This is a genomic window from Enterococcus sp. E4-150 (assembly GCF_035726465.1).
In the GTDB taxonomy this organism is placed as follows: Bacteria; Bacillota; Bacilli; order Lactobacillales; family Enterococcaceae; genus Enterococcus_B; species Enterococcus_B faecium.
In genome coordinates, this window is sequence record NZ_JAPRGK010000001.1 from 412,104 (window position 1) to 426,071 (window position 13,968).

Sequence of the window (13,968 nt, forward strand, 5' to 3'; positions counted from 1 at the left end):
TCGGTTCAGTTATAATAATAAATGATAACTTGTATATATAAGTTGTGGTAGGTAATAAATCAGTTGAATGGAGGTAAATATCCATGACATTTAAAGAAAAAGTCATTTACCAAATCTATCCCAAATCTTACAAAGACAGTAATGGTGATGGAATTGGAGATTTAAAAGGAATCAAAGAAAAACTCCCGTATCTGAATGATCTAGGCATCGACATGATTTGGCTAAACCCTATTTATCCAAGCCCTCAAAAAGACAACGGTTATGATATCTCTGATTACACAGCCATCGATCCTATCTTTGGTACGATGGAGGAATTCGAACAGCTAATAGCCGAAGCAAAGAAATACCGGATAGAAATCATGCTCGATATGGTGCTGAATCACGTTTCGACAGAACATGAATGGTTCAAAAAAGCACTAGCAGGGGACCAGCATTATCAGGACTTCTTCATTTTAAGAGAAGAGCCAACGGATTGGGTATCAAAATTTGGTGGAAGTGCTTGGTCGCCATTTGGAGATACGGGGAAATATTATTTGCACTTATATGATCGGACACAAGCTGACTTGAACTGGCGGAACCAAGCAGTAAGAGAGGAACTATTCAAAGTTGTTCGTTTTTGGATGGAAAAAGGGGTAAAAGGATTCCGTTTCGATGTTATCAATGTTATCGGTAAAGACGAACAATTGAAAAATAATAAAGAAAATGATGGCAAACCTGAATATACGGACAAACCAATCACCCATACGTATCTAAAAGAATTGAACCAAGCAACGTTTGGGACGGATTCCACTATCATCACAGTCGGTGAAATGAGCTCTACGACGATCGAAAATTGTATCTTGTATACAGAACCTAGTAGAGAAGAATTATCAATGGTCTTTAATTTCCATCATTTGAAAGTCGATTATGAAAATGGGAATAAATGGTCTACTCCTCCATTTGATTTTGCAGAATTAAAGCGACTATTTCATACATGGGGAGAAAAGATGAGTGAGGGTAACGGCTGGAATGCTCTATTTTTTAATAATCATGATCAGCCACGTGCGCTCAATCGATTTGTAGCTATCGATCAGTATCGAAAACAAGGAGCAGAGATGCTAGCAACCATGATCCATTTGAACCGTGGGACGCCCTATATTTATATGGGAGAAGAAATCGGCATGATCGACCCAGACTATTCATCGATTTCCGACTATATTGACGTAGAAAGTTTGAATGCTTATAAGTTACTCCTTGAACAAGGATTCACAGAAAAAGAAGCGCTTCGTCGGATCAAAGCAAAATCTCGCGATAACTCTCGAACACCCATGCAATGGTCAGACACAGAACAAGCAGGATTTACTACAGGGAAACCTTGGTTAAAAGTTGGAGGCAAGCTAGAAGAGATTAATGTAGAAAAAGAACTATCTTCTGAAGATTCTATTTTGTCCTATTACAAGAAATTGATTCGGCTGAGAAAAACATATCCAATCGTTGCACAAGGAGATTATCATGCTTATGAAGCAAATCATCCGGAAGTTTATGGCTTTCTTCGCCAATTTGAAGGACAGCAGCTGCTTGTATTAACAAATTTCTATGATAAAGATACAAGGATCGCCATCCCAGAAGGATTCACAGAAGCCAATATTCTTATCGATAATTATTCCGATACTGTTCTTCATCAAAGTCTGGAGCTAAAACCATACCAGGCAATTGCTTTGCTGAAAAATTAAAACAAAAACACAAAACGTCGTTCCTACGAGTTATTCTCGTAAGATCGACGTTTTGTGTTTTATTTAAAATAATCTTCTTCAGAAAATGAAGAGTTTTCATACTCTCCTTTATCGCCATAAAATTTATTGTAGCGTTGTTTGAATTTACGGAAAATAAAAGTAACGAGTAATTTGACTAACGTATAGATAGGAATACCAAAAATAACGCCCACAATTCCCATTAGATCACCCATGACAAGTAAAACGATTAAGATCGTAATCGGATGGATCTGTAAACGATCACCCATTACTCGAGGAATCACCAAGTCACCGTGGAGAAGTTGTACGGCAAACCAGACAATGACAAATTTGACAGCCATAAAAGTAGAGTCTTGGAATGCAATGATCAAACCTGGAAAGAAGGCGATAAACGGTCCAATATATGGAATGATACATAACAACCCAGCAGAAATAGCTAAAACACTAGCAAATTCTAATCCGATCAGTAAGAAACAAACCCAGTAGACTGCTCCAAGGATAAATGAAGCAATGATTTGCCCCTTTAGAAATGAACCCAATTGTTGATTAGCAATCTTTGTCAAATTTTTAAAATCTGTACGAAATGCTGGTGGGACAATCGCTAAAACTGACTGATAAAATTTTTGAGGATTTCTCAAAAGGAAAAAAGCGACAATTGGACCAGTAAATAAAGTAATAAAAATAGCTGTAACAGTTGAAAAAATGTTGCTGATCCGTTGTGCGCCACTTTCCCAATAATTTCCAATAAATCCAGCTATATCAGACGTCACGTCGTCAATAGAAGCGAAAAATTGATTAAATGAATCGGCAAAAGGTGTTTTCTCCAAAAATTGTCGGAGACTCTCTTGAAAATCTTGAAACAAATCTGGCAAACTACTGATCAATGTCTTTGCCTGTTCTTCAAGAAAAGGAACAAGCCATACGCTTCCAAGCCCCAATAAAAATAAAATAATCACATAAACGATAATGACTGACAAGTTCCTCGAAAGGTGCTTGCTCAAACGTTTGATGACTGGTTCCAAAAGATAATACAAGATCAGTGCAAACAATAATGGGGGCAAGATAGTAGCGATAATGATTCCGACAGGCTTGAATATAAACGAGATCTGATGGAAAAAATAAATGATCAGCGCAAGTAAGATAACTATTCCTAAAACATAGTAAGAGGTTTTTCCTCCTAAAAAGCGGATCAAACGATTCGTTGTATCTGTTTCTTTTTTCACTCTTTTTCCTCCTTTATCTATAACTTCATTATAGACAAAAGCGGGTATAAAAGGAAAATGATAGAGGTTGATTGCAAAAATATCGTCAATCATTCATATAAACTTTCTCATCAATTAAAATAAGAAAACGCTTGACAGTTCTTTTAACCATATGATAAATTAAATCCTGTTGCTAAAACGTAACTATTACGGTTTGTAAAAGACGAATCGGAACATTCAAATGAAAGAAGATGAGAAGAGGAGTGTCATAAATGAAACGATTGATAGGTATATTGGCCATGCTGGTTTTAGCAGGTATGTTAACTGCTTGCGGGGCAAGTGGGAAAGCCGAGGACAGTAAAGAAAAATTGAGCGTGATGACGACCTTTTATCCTATGTATGATTTTACAAAAGCAATCGTCGGGGATGAAGGAGAAGTAGAGTTATTGATTCCAGCAGGGACTGATTCCCACGATTATGAACCTTCTGCTAAAGACATGGCAAAGATCCAAGATACAGATATCTTTGTTTATAATGATGAAAACATGGAAACATGGGTCCCCGCAATTCAAAAAACATTACAAGAAGGCAATGTCCATACGATAAAAGCGACAGAAGGTATGCTTTTACTTCCGGGAAGTGAAGAAGGACATGATCATGACCATGAACACGGGGAAGAAGGCCATACACATGAGCTAGACCCACATGTATGGCTAGCTCCAAGTTTAGCAATCAAGCAGGTAGCAAACATACGTGATCAGCTGATTGAAGCTTACCCAGAAAAACAGGAAGTATGGACAAAAAATGCAGCAGCCTATACCGAGAAACTTCAAGCACTCCATCAGCTTTATCAAGAAACCTTTAAGCAAGCAAAACAAAGATCTTTTGTCACGCAACATGCTGCATTCAACTATCTAGCGTTAGAATATGGATTGAATCAAGTATCGATTGCTGGTCTTTCTTCTAGTGAAGAACCGTCTGCGGCGAGAATCGCTGAACTGAAACACTTTGTTAAAGAACATGGAATCAACTATATTTATTTTGAAGAAAACGCCAAAGATAGTATTGCCAGAACGTTAGCAAACGAAGCAGGTGTATCTTTAGAAGTATTGAATCCTTTGGAAGGATTGACGAATGAACAAATAGAAAATGGAGAAAACTATCTTTCTATCATGGAATCAAACCTCGAAGCGTTGAAAAAAACGACAGAGACAGAAAACCCGTTAGAAGATACTTTGACCACCAAAAAAGAAAAGAGCGTCTATAACGGTTATTTCGAAGACGAGGATGTACAAGATCGCTCTCTTTCAGATTGGGCAGGAACTTGGCAGACAGTAGATACGTATGTAGAAGATGGGACTTTTGATCCTGTTTTTGAATATAAAGAAAAATTGAATCAGGATAAGACAGCACAAGAATATAAAGAATATTATACGAAGGGCTATCAAACAGATATTGCTTCAATCAAGATCAGTGAGAAAGAGATGGCATTTACGTTTAAGGATGGAACAACGAAACGTTCAAATTATCGTTATGTAGGGAAAGAAATCTTGACCTACGAGGCAGGAAACCGTGGGGTAAGGTATCTATTCGAAGCAGAAGATAAGGAAAGTGGAGCGTTTAGATATATTCAATTCAGTGATCACACGATTGCACCGGCTAACTCCGAACATTTTCATTTATATGCAGGAAATGAAAGTCAAGAAGCATTGCTGAAAGAAATGGAGAATTGGCCAACATTTTATCCAGATACAATGGATGGACGTGAAATTGCACAGGAAATGCTTCTGCACTGATAGGCAAAAAAGAACCGAAGGGTTTGAATCGGCTGGTCATTTAGTCGGTCCAAACTATTCGGTTCTTTTTATGAAATCAATTTCTTTAATCCACGGATAGAGGCTGGGATGGTCTCGCCGTTTGCCAACGTGACTTCTCTGGTTTTTTTATTAATCGACCGCACATTTTGTGTATTGATAACATAGGATTTATGACAACGGATAAAATTCCGATGCATTTTCTCGATTTCTTTGATCTTCTCATAGAATTGTAATTGGGCATGAGTCAAATGGACTTCCAGTTTATGTGGCGCTCCTAGCGAAGTAGAAAAATATTGGATGTCTTTGATCGGTAAAAATTTGATCTCATCATTAAACTCTATTTTGAAGATATCTTTTTGGATCTGGGACATTTGAAAATCTTCGAAAATTTTGCTCAGGATATGCTCGACATTTTCTTTTAAATCATAAAGATCTTCTTTGACGATATAATCAGTCGGTTCGATGTTGCTTTTTAAGATTTTCATCGACATTTCCGTATGGGAAGTCACATAGATTATTTTTCCTAAAGGATCCAATTCACGGATGAATTTACCGATCGCTACACCATCCATTTCACTGTTTTCTAGTTCGATATCTAAAAAGTAAATACCAAAAGAAGAAGTTCTGATCTTGGCTGCATTGAGAAGTTCTTCCGGATCAGAGGTAGAAATATGGACATAACTGTCTAAGTTTTCAATCATGATTCTATTTTTGATCACCGTTGATAAAACTTCTAATTGTTTTGGATCATCTTCACAAATATAAATGGGAATCATATCATTACTCCTTTATTTTATTTGTATATAAATCGTTTGAGAAAAACGCTGGTTTTCAATTGATGTTTCAAGGAAAAGATAAGGATTGGTCTTTGTCAATTCATCCAAGATAAACAAGCCAAGGCCTTCGTTTTTTGGATTTGTTTTTGTTGAGAACCCTTTTTGTTTCAACTGGTTTAACGGTAATGTATTTGTTGTTGTATTGATCACACGAATCATCACGGAATGATTCTTCTTGAGTATGGTCAATTCGATTTTTTTCTTCTTTGCAGCACTAGCTCCTTCAATTGCATTGTCCAAGATAATACCAAGCATACGTACAAGGTTTACCGTATGTTTCGTATCCAGTTCGATTGGCTCAGGAAAATGAAGCTGGACGACCAACCCTTTTTCCTGTGCCATCATGAGTTTTAATGACAGTAAACTACGGATCTCAGGAACTTTCATATTATCCAACATACTTAGATTGGCCGGAAAAAGGTTCATCATCTGGCGTGTAGGTAATATCGTTTGATCATAATAAGACCGTAATCCTTCTAAGTCGCCTTCTGAAATATAGCTGTGAAGAGAAAAAAGCAGATTTTGGTAATCATGTTTGAATTCTCTCAAGTCTTGATAGTTTTTTTCTAGATCTTTGATATAATCCTGTTGCATCCTGACTTGTTGCTCTAATAACTGATCAGCTAATTTCTTATTAGAGATTTTCCAATAATAAACCAAGATGATCAGGCCAACACACAGATATAGAATGAAAAAACTCGTATTCAAAGCTAAGACATCAGGTGTTTCACCAGAAAAACGGGTATAAAAAATAATGATATAGTATGTAAATAATATCAATGTCCCGATCGTACCGATCATACGGCGGTCCACAGTGTGAAACCAAGTCTCTAACGATTTTTTAAAACAAAAAGCTAATAAAGCAGATAAAAAAGCGGATAAGGCAATGTGGAAATACTGCAATGAATCTCCTGGTTCAATAACCGAAGATTTCAAAACAAAAAAATCGCCGATGCTTGTTAAGTGATCTCCTAAAAGCGACGTCAATAACCCAAAAGGAAGCGCGTAAACCAATTGTTGACGCGAAGTCGAAAAGAAGAAAAAAGTAAGCATCAGCATTCCTATAGCAATTAGAGCAGTAAAAATCCCTAAAATCGAATCGACCCATCCAATCAAAATACAAGAAATCAGAATGACTCCCGCAAACAGATATTTGTATCGGATGTGATGGTCAATCAATAAGATACAAATTGTGTAAATCAAATATTGCAACGCTATGGACCATAAAAACATAAAGTACAGCTCCCATTGATTTTTACCAAATTATAGCACAATTAGCGTATTATTTTTTTAATTTTTCAGGGATTTTGAATTCAGAACTCATACCAAAGCAGCAGCCAGATACAAAAAAGTCAGATAAGTTAGTTAATTGTTTAATGATTGTTTTTTTCATGAAAGATTCCTCCAAAATTCATCAAGTAGTTTGTAATAGGAAGCAACGTAGCTATTTCTAAAACAATCCCAAGTAGCAAATAGGTAGAAAAGTAAGAAGCTGAGAAAAATAAAGTAATGAGAGAAAAAATTAGAAACATGCTGATCGCCTTCTTTAATAATGGGGGACGTTTCTCGGGTTCAATGGGATTGATTGCTGTACCTCTTGATCCATAGCGAAGCAGTAACAAAAAGCAGCTGATTAACAAAAAGACCATCATTGGGAAGGAGATAGTCAATTGCAGATGTTTCATCACCAAGGGAACGCCCCATAAATAAAGTAGTGTCCACAGCAGACAAACGAATTCAGAGTCGGAATGCAATCCATAAGCATATCTGCGGATGCAGATATAAGAAAGAAAGGTGATTCCTGTTTCCGCCCATGAGCCTGTCACCAGAGAAAAGACTAGAACGACCGCTAGTTTTCCAAGATTATTCAATAAAACTTCTAAGGCAAATTTTACTTGGACATACACCATATCTTCTTCCGATTTGTCTCCGCTGAATAAGGCTTCTAATAATTTGTTCACAACTTTATCTTTCATCTCATACGTACCTCCACCACAAATTTTATGCTAAAAAAAATAAAAAACGTCTTTTGTTTCATAAAAAGTGGTTTTGACATCAAAACCGTCATGATTTCCTAAAAAAATCTTCGTTTTCCAAGAACCTTACCAAAAAAAGTGACAGTTTTGATACGAAAAGTACTTTTTATGACAAGTTTGTGCTTTTTCGGGTGATTTATGTTAAAAAATTACTGACCTTATAAAAGGTGATGGAGGGATTCTTATGGAAAATGAACAATTGTTTGAAGTCGGCGAAACATATGCATTTAAATCTGATTTATTTGAATCACCAATAAAAGGAAAAATAGAAAAAATCTATGAAAATAGTGTGATGATACGTGTCATGAAATGCGCAGTAGAAGACAATGATACCGCTCATAATCTGCACTGGCAGTTAGTTGTACGCAAATCAAGTACAATAGAAGAATAAAAACAGATAAAATGTTGAGAGCATAAAGAGGTTGTGAGTCTCCCGTTTAGCTCTGAGTTACAAGGAATAATGTTAAAAAACAGCTTTTCATGTTTTATGAATATTGCCTTGTGACCGAGGTGTTGGCAGGAGAATACTGTTTATTTGAAAAAAGGGCTGCGACAAGACTTTTGTCACAGCCTTTATTTTCATGAATAGGAGTTACTTTTGGCTACTTTTAGAGAAGTAGCTTTTAAGGAGCAGATAAAGTCAAGGCTTTTATTTCTATAAATGAAGTAGTAAAATGAAGAACAGATTTTATTACAGGAAGGATGCCGATAATTGTGATCATTGTTGCAGGAACGATCGGTGCAGGGAAAAGCACACTGACTGAAATGCTTGCCCAAGATTTAGAAACAAAACCTTTTTATGAGAACGTGGAAGATAATGAAGTATTGCCACTATTTTATTCTAATCCAGAAAAGTATACTTTTTTATTACAGATTTTCTTTTTGAACAAACGCTTTTTGGCAATCAAAGATGCTTTCAGCCATGATGACAACGTACTAGACCGCTCCATCTACGAAGATAGTATGCTGTTTCATTTGAATGCAGATTTAGGGCGTGTTTCTGAAGTAGAAGTAAAGCAGTATGAAGGTCTTTTAGAAACGATGCTGAAGGAGTTAGAAGAAATTTCGCCACAAAAGAAACCAGATCTACTGGTTTATATTCGTGTATCCTTTGAAACTATGTTAGCGAGAATCAAAAAAAGAGGCCGGGAATATGAACAGCTAGAACAAGATCCTGAACTCTATTCCTACTATAAAGAACTCAATCGACGATACGAAGAGTGGTATGAACAGTTTGATATATGTCCCAAAATAGTGATCGATGGGGACAAATATGATTTCGTAGCCGATCCGGCATGTGGAGAACAAATCGTACAAGAAATCAAGATGCGGGCAAAGAAAATGACAGAAGAGGCAGATGCCCAGTCGATCCGCTACACTACAAATAACCCGAAAGCAAAGGGAATCTTTACAACTAAATAATATAAAAACTAAGCAAATTGCTCACTCGCAGATATTTCTCTGTGAGCAGCATCTTGCTTAGTTTTTTTGATTCATTGAGATCAAATAGTGAACCGATTCGTATGATAAAATTGCCATAAATGAAATGTCTGAGTGAGGGCCATGATCAAAAATAAAATGGAAACGATCAAAATCGAATGGGCGCCAAACAGATGATGACAGAAAACAAGGACAATAGCTCCTGCGATAAAGGCAAGAACGACACTTAGATAGTGGAAAAATCGATCAAAATCTGCTTTTTCTTTAGAAATACAATAATCATATAAGTTCGTTGCTACCCCTTTTAAATTTCCAGTTGTAAATAAATTAGTGTAGGCACGCCCGTTGATTTTATCAAAAGCTACCCACTGGATCGATGCAGTAAAAGCAATCAAAATCGTTACTAATGCGGGATGCTCATGGACGGGTGTCAAACTAACAAAGAAAAAAATCACTGCTTCATAATATAGAACAAACAAGCGCCAGAAATGTTTTTCTTTTTTTCTAAAATAATCAATTAGATACTTTGTTAGAAGAATCCCTAAGAAAAAGAAAAGGGTAGACAATACTTTTTTACCAACACTTAGCCATTCTCCGTCAAATGCTTGGATGATCGATAGAATGATATTGCCAGTTTGAGCAGAGGCAAAAGCACCATATTGGATATAAGTATAACTGTCCATGGCTCCTCCGATAAATGTCAGCAAAAGTCCTATTGTACGCCCCTCGTGAAAGGAAGTCTGCATTTTTTTCATCACCTTTTATGAATATTTTTGTCTTCCTTATCTTAGCATAAACGATTGAAAAAAAGGAAAAATTTTCAGAAAACTAAAATCATATCGCTTCCCATTTTCATTTTTAGAAAGGTCTGTTAGTATAAAGAAAAAATAGACAACGAAACTTTAAATAACCAACTTGAAATAAACAAATTCAAAGAAGAAAGATGGGAAGGAAATCAATCAGTTGAATGAAAAAGAAATTCTCCGATTACAAAAAGAATTGAAACGCTGGGAGAACAAGTATAAAAAGCTTCAACAAGTCTTTCGGCTACAAGAAGAAATTATTGCTACCTATGAAGCGGCTTATGGCGAAGCACCCGGACTTATTGAGGAAGAAGTACAAGTAAAAGAAAGTGAAGGAAACAGCTCTTTCTTTAAAATGATGGAGAAACGTTCCTATAATCGCTTCAATCAAGAACAAAAAGCAGCTATCACATATGATATGAAGAAACATCTTCGAATCATAGCAGGAGCTGGGAGCGGCAAAACGCAAACAATCTGTGCAAAAGCTGTTTATCTGATGACGCAAAAACAAGTAGACGAAGAACGCATACTAATGATCACTTTTACAAGGAACGCTGCAAATGAACTAAAAAAACGAGTAGATAATTTCAGCCAGAGAAAAACCGCTGTCCATATCGGAACATTCCATAGTATCTTTTTTAGGATATACAATGAAATTTGTCGAAAATTTCCTGAAGTAGCAATGCAAGGAATACAAGGAGACTTTTCAAAGGATACTGCACAAAAAGTGAATGCTGTTTTGCAACAGCTGATACGTAAATATAATCTTTATATATTTGATCAATATGGAGAAAAAACGATTGCTTCTCGGTTAGACTATTGGCAGAATATGAACCTTTCAGTAGAAGAAATGGTTCAGTTAGTTAAAGAAAAATATGATTCCATTGATAAGAATGCACGACAGCCGATATCAGAACGACTGTATGGATTGCTCACGGAACTCCAAGAACAAAAAAGAAGCCAGCAATTGCTAGAGTTCAATGATGTACTCCAAAATCTGAAAAGCGCTTTGGAGAATGAGGAGATCCAGCATTATATCGGCCAAAAATATGATTATCTATTCATTGATGAATTTCAAGATACTAATCCACTTCAATGGGAAATCGTGAAACGGATGACAAAGGAAAACAGGATCAAGTTGATTGTTGTTGGAGATGATGATCAGAGTATCTATGGATTCAGAGGATCAGAGCCAGCATACATCAAGAACTTTGAAAAAGAATATCCTACCAAAACTCTTTTCTTATTAACTAATTATCGTTCTCGGGCAGCTATTGTCCAAGGAGCAAATAGATTGATCAGCTATAATAAAAATGATCGGATACCAAAGGCGATGATTCCAGCACAAAAAGAAGCAGGCGTTATGGAAGCCTATTTGTTTTCTGATACTAAAGCAGAAAGTCAGTGGCTAATCAAACAAATTCAGACATTTATTCAAAAAAATGGGAAATATAAGGAATCAATCATATTATACCGATCAGCTTCACAAACGCAGCAGCTTGTCCAATCTCTGCTGAAAACGAATATTCCTTTTGTACTGGAAGCAGATAGTCCATATGAAGGTATCTTTGGTATCAAGTCTTTCCAACATTTCTATCAAAAAATTGTTCATTGGCAAACAGCACTGAATCTGCAAAAGAAAAATCAGGCCTACCAGCAATTGCTCCGGCAGCTGATGGCAGACTGCTACCTGAAAAAAAGTGAATGCGATCAATACTTTTCTCCTAAATATCAAAATATAGCCGTTGCAGATTATATTTTGTCGATAAGCCCCAATTTAAAATCGAAATCTGCAGAAATCCGAGAGTTTGAGGAAGCGTTGCGTAAAACAGACCAGCATCAAGAAATCTATTCGCTTGTTCAAAGCTATCTTCATCTGCCACGTATAGCTAAGGAAATCGACCAGAGTGATCAAGAATGGATACGAGAAGAAGTAAAGCAGCATGCTACTTTCAGAAGACTCCAAGCCTTATCGCAAGAAACCCAAGCGACAGCTAAAGAATTAAAAACCCGCTTGATTGCTTACAGACAAGGAAAACTTGATGCACTATGTATCCAGAGCATTCACAAAAGTAAAGGTCTTAGTTACCGAAATGTCTTTTTGATTGGTTGTAACGAAGGAAGTTTGCCTTATAACGGAGCGACAGAAAAGAAAGTAATCGACTTTAATGAAATAAAAGCAGAACCAGTGACGACGATAGAAGAAGAACGAAGACTATTTTATGTTGCGATGACTAGAGCAAGAAATCGTCTGTATCTATGTGTACCTCAAATGAAAAATTCAAGAAAATTGAAAGTATCGAGATTTATCAAAGAAACCGGGAGTCGTGTGAAAAAAGGAAAGTGATAGAAGAGAGGGCGTGACAGAAGTGGTCAGTTTCAAGAAAGAAGAAGGAATGTACGAAAATTGCTTCTCAAATTTTTGTGAAATTTCAGCTTATTTTCGAAGAAGCTATTTCTGGAACACCGTTTATTCGGAAAAAGGAGGTGTGACAAGAATTTTGTCACACCTCCCTTATTTATTTTGAAAATGAGAATACTATTATCAAAATAGAGAATATATAGAATAATTCTCATTATTCAAACGGAAATAATCAGTTATTTTGATTTTTTTTTATATTTTATTAGCTAATAATTGGTATTTTAAAAGAAATTACTGTAGAATTGGATTATAATTAAAAAGGAGTGAGAAAATGATAAAAGTATATACTTCGCCTAGCTGTACTTCCTGTAGAAAAGCAAGAGCATGGTTGCAAGCGAATCAACTTGAATTTGAAGAGAAGAATATTTTTGCCGAACCGTTAACAGAAAGTGAGATCAAAAAGATCTTGGCAGCGACTGAAGGAGGAGTTCAAGATATTATTTCCACTCGGTCGAAAATTTACGAAAAGCTGGGCATAGATTTTAACGAATTAACTTTAAAGCAAATGATCGTCTTATTCAAAGAATATCCTTCATTATTGAGACGACCTATTTTGATTGATGAAAAAAGAATACTAATCGGATTTAATGAAGATGAGATCCGGTCATTTGTCCCTCGTGAAATTCGATGTGTTGCCAGAAATCTGATCTATTTACAAAACAATAACATCTTAAATTCATAGGGAGGGAGCCTTCGTGGAAGTGAAAGTCTATGGATCAGCGCACTGTGTAACAAGTCTGAAGGCGAAACAATGGTTAGAACACCATCAATTGCCTTATCAATTTGTTGACTTAGAAGAACGCGATCTAAGTACAGAAGAAGCAGAAGAATTATGCAGTTTTGAAGAAGTGCAAGCAGAACAGCTATTTGCGACTTGGTCTGAGGCTTTTCACAACATTGCGATTGACCTTTCCTGTGTAGGAAAAAAACAACTGATTTTTTTATGCACACAACATACCAACCTCCTCAGACGTCCTTTGATTATTATCGATGAAGTTCTATTTATTGGATACAATGAGCAGTTGATGGAACAGCTTATCTTAAATAAATAGACTTTAACTGTTTTAATCAAGTCACTGAGCATTTCATACAGTTGTAACAGTCGAACACTTAGCATCAAGCGTGTTATGTGTTCTTTTTTTGACTTTATTTTTCTACTATAGAGACATGCTCAATTTATGTGGTCAAAATTCAAATCTAGGTGGGGATATAGAGTTAAAAATATATTGACATGTGTAAATTTACATGATATATTCATTTCTGTTGTTTTAAGTAGCAAAGCAATAAAATAGTATTTTAAAAAATATATAAAATAGTTGTTGACATGTTAGAAATGACATGATAAGATAACTGAGTCGTTAAAAAGAACCACTTGCGAAGCTTGATTCTATCGAAAAAAACTTCAAAAAAGTTCTTGACAAATAACAAACGATAAGTTATGATAAATGAGTTGCTGAAAGATTTCGAAAAACGAAATCAAAAAAACTTTTAAAAAAGAGTTGACAATCGCTTGTCTCTCTGATATGATATAAAAGTTGCTACGGCAGCCAAAAATGAATCGGGAAACACTCCCGATGAAGTAGACCTTTGAAAACTGAACAAAGTAAGACAAACCAAATGTGTAGGGCGTCTTGATTCAATTCAAGACAACAAACATTTTTAACAAGCAAGCAATATGCTAG

General features: G+C 35.9%; 12 protein-coding genes. 7 read left to right on the top strand and 5 right to left on the bottom strand.

Annotated features, from left to right (window positions below; genetic code table 11):
- Positions 1 to 83: 83 nt before the first annotated feature.
- Positions 84 to 1,712, top strand: coding sequence for an alpha,alpha-phosphotrehalase (treC, locus tag OZ002_RS01925; RefSeq protein ID WP_123840128.1), 1,629 nt, complete (start codon positions 84 to 86; stop codon positions 1,710 to 1,712).
- Between the two features lie 59 nt (positions 1,713 to 1,771).
- Here treC and OZ002_RS01930 read toward each other — a convergent pair whose 3' ends face one another.
- Positions 1,772 to 3,046 carry an AI-2E family transporter gene (locus OZ002_RS01930; RefSeq protein ID WP_016628138.1) on the bottom strand — a complete coding sequence of 425 codons (1,275 nt, stop codon included), beginning with the start codon at positions 3,044 to 3,046 and terminating at the stop codon, positions 1,772 to 1,774.
- A 158-nt stretch (positions 3,047 to 3,204) separates the two neighbouring features.
- Here OZ002_RS01930 and OZ002_RS01935 point away from each other — a divergent pair, with 158 nt between their 5' ends.
- The gene (locus tag OZ002_RS01935; RefSeq protein WP_123840129.1) at positions 3,205 to 4,728 is read left to right on the top strand and encodes a zinc ABC transporter substrate-binding protein AdcA; all 1,524 of its coding nucleotides are present in this window, start codon (positions 3,205 to 3,207) and stop codon (positions 4,726 to 4,728) included.
- 68 nt (positions 4,729 to 4,796) lie between these two features.
- Here OZ002_RS01935 and OZ002_RS01940 read toward each other — a convergent pair whose 3' ends face one another.
- The 3 genes from OZ002_RS01940 to OZ002_RS01950 form a co-directional block, all read right to left on the bottom strand.
- Entirely contained in the window at positions 4,797 to 5,525 is a 729-nt protein-coding gene (locus OZ002_RS01940) for a LytR/AlgR family response regulator transcription factor (protein ID WP_002307941.1), read from the bottom strand.
- Positions 5,526 to 5,537: 12 nt separating this feature from the next.
- Positions 5,538 to 6,818, bottom strand: a complete 1,281-nt coding sequence (locus OZ002_RS01945) for a GHKL domain-containing protein (protein ID WP_325082793.1) — start codon at positions 6,816 to 6,818, stop codon at positions 5,538 to 5,540.
- Between the two features lie 140 nt (positions 6,819 to 6,958).
- Positions 6,959 to 7,561 (bottom strand): accessory gene regulator B family protein, encoded by a 603-nt coding sequence (locus tag OZ002_RS01950; RefSeq protein WP_002296063.1) that lies wholly within the window; start codon positions 7,559 to 7,561, stop codon positions 6,959 to 6,961.
- A 244-nt stretch (positions 7,562 to 7,805) separates the two neighbouring features.
- Here OZ002_RS01950 and OZ002_RS01955 point away from each other — a divergent pair, with 244 nt between their 5' ends.
- Entirely contained in the window at positions 7,806 to 8,012 is a 207-nt protein-coding gene (locus OZ002_RS01955; RefSeq protein WP_002286271.1) for a hypothetical protein, read from the top strand.
- Between the two features lie 311 nt (positions 8,013 to 8,323).
- Positions 8,324 to 9,043 (top strand): deoxynucleoside kinase, encoded by a 720-nt coding sequence (locus OZ002_RS01960; RefSeq protein WP_002321450.1) that lies wholly within the window; start codon positions 8,324 to 8,326, stop codon positions 9,041 to 9,043.
- A gap of 80 nt (positions 9,044 to 9,123) precedes the next feature.
- On the opposite strand, the gene OZ002_RS01965 is transcribed toward OZ002_RS01960, so the two are convergent.
- Entirely contained in the window at positions 9,124 to 9,807 is a 684-nt protein-coding gene (locus tag OZ002_RS01965) for a YoaK family protein (protein ID WP_002286265.1), read from the bottom strand.
- A 217-nt stretch (positions 9,808 to 10,024) separates the two neighbouring features.
- Here OZ002_RS01965 and OZ002_RS01970 point away from each other — a divergent pair, with 217 nt between their 5' ends.
- The 3 genes from OZ002_RS01970 to OZ002_RS01980 all read left to right on the top strand — a co-directional run bounded on the left by OZ002_RS01970 (position 10,025) and on the right by OZ002_RS01980 (position 13,338).
- Positions 10,025 to 12,211 (top strand): ATP-dependent helicase, encoded by a 2,187-nt coding sequence (locus OZ002_RS01970; RefSeq protein ID WP_002286261.1) that lies wholly within the window; start codon positions 10,025 to 10,027, stop codon positions 12,209 to 12,211.
- A 346-nt stretch (positions 12,212 to 12,557) separates the two neighbouring features.
- Entirely contained in the window at positions 12,558 to 12,968 is a 411-nt protein-coding gene (locus tag OZ002_RS01975; RefSeq protein WP_002286258.1) for a Spx/MgsR family RNA polymerase-binding regulatory protein, read from the top strand.
- Between the two features lie 13 nt (positions 12,969 to 12,981).
- On the top strand, positions 12,982 to 13,338 hold the full coding sequence (locus OZ002_RS01980) for a Spx/MgsR family RNA polymerase-binding regulatory protein (RefSeq protein WP_002286247.1): 357 nt from the start codon (positions 12,982 to 12,984) through the stop codon (positions 13,336 to 13,338).
- The last annotated feature ends 630 nt before the right edge of the window (positions 13,339 to 13,968 follow it).

Coding starts and splice junctions, on each gene's coding strand:
- OZ002_RS01965 (WP_002286265.1), bottom strand. CDS start 9,807: ATGCAGACTTCCTTTCACGAGGGGCGTACAATAGGACTTTTGCTGACA.
- OZ002_RS01955 (WP_002286271.1), top strand. CDS start 7,806: ATGGAAAATGAACAATTGTTTGAAGTCGGCGAAACATATGCATTTAAA.
- treC (WP_123840128.1), top strand. CDS start 84: ATGACATTTAAAGAAAAAGTCATTTACCAAATCTATCCCAAATCTTAC.
- OZ002_RS01940 (WP_002307941.1), bottom strand. CDS start 5,525: ATGATTCCCATTTATATTTGTGAAGATGATCCAAAACAATTAGAAGTT.
- OZ002_RS01975 (WP_002286258.1), top strand. CDS start 12,558: ATGATAAAAGTATATACTTCGCCTAGCTGTACTTCCTGTAGAAAAGCA.
- OZ002_RS01960 (WP_002321450.1), top strand. CDS start 8,324: ATGCCGATAATTGTGATCATTGTTGCAGGAACGATCGGTGCAGGGAAA.
- OZ002_RS01935 (WP_123840129.1), top strand. CDS start 3,205: ATGAAACGATTGATAGGTATATTGGCCATGCTGGTTTTAGCAGGTATG.
- OZ002_RS01950 (WP_002296063.1), bottom strand. CDS start 7,561: ATGAAAGATAAAGTTGTGAACAAATTATTAGAAGCCTTATTCAGCGGA.
- OZ002_RS01945 (WP_325082793.1), bottom strand. CDS start 6,818: ATGTTTTTATGGTCCATAGCGTTGCAATATTTGATTTACACAATTTGT.
- OZ002_RS01930 (WP_016628138.1), bottom strand. CDS start 3,046: ATGATTGACGATATTTTTGCAATCAACCTCTATCATTTTCCTTTTATA.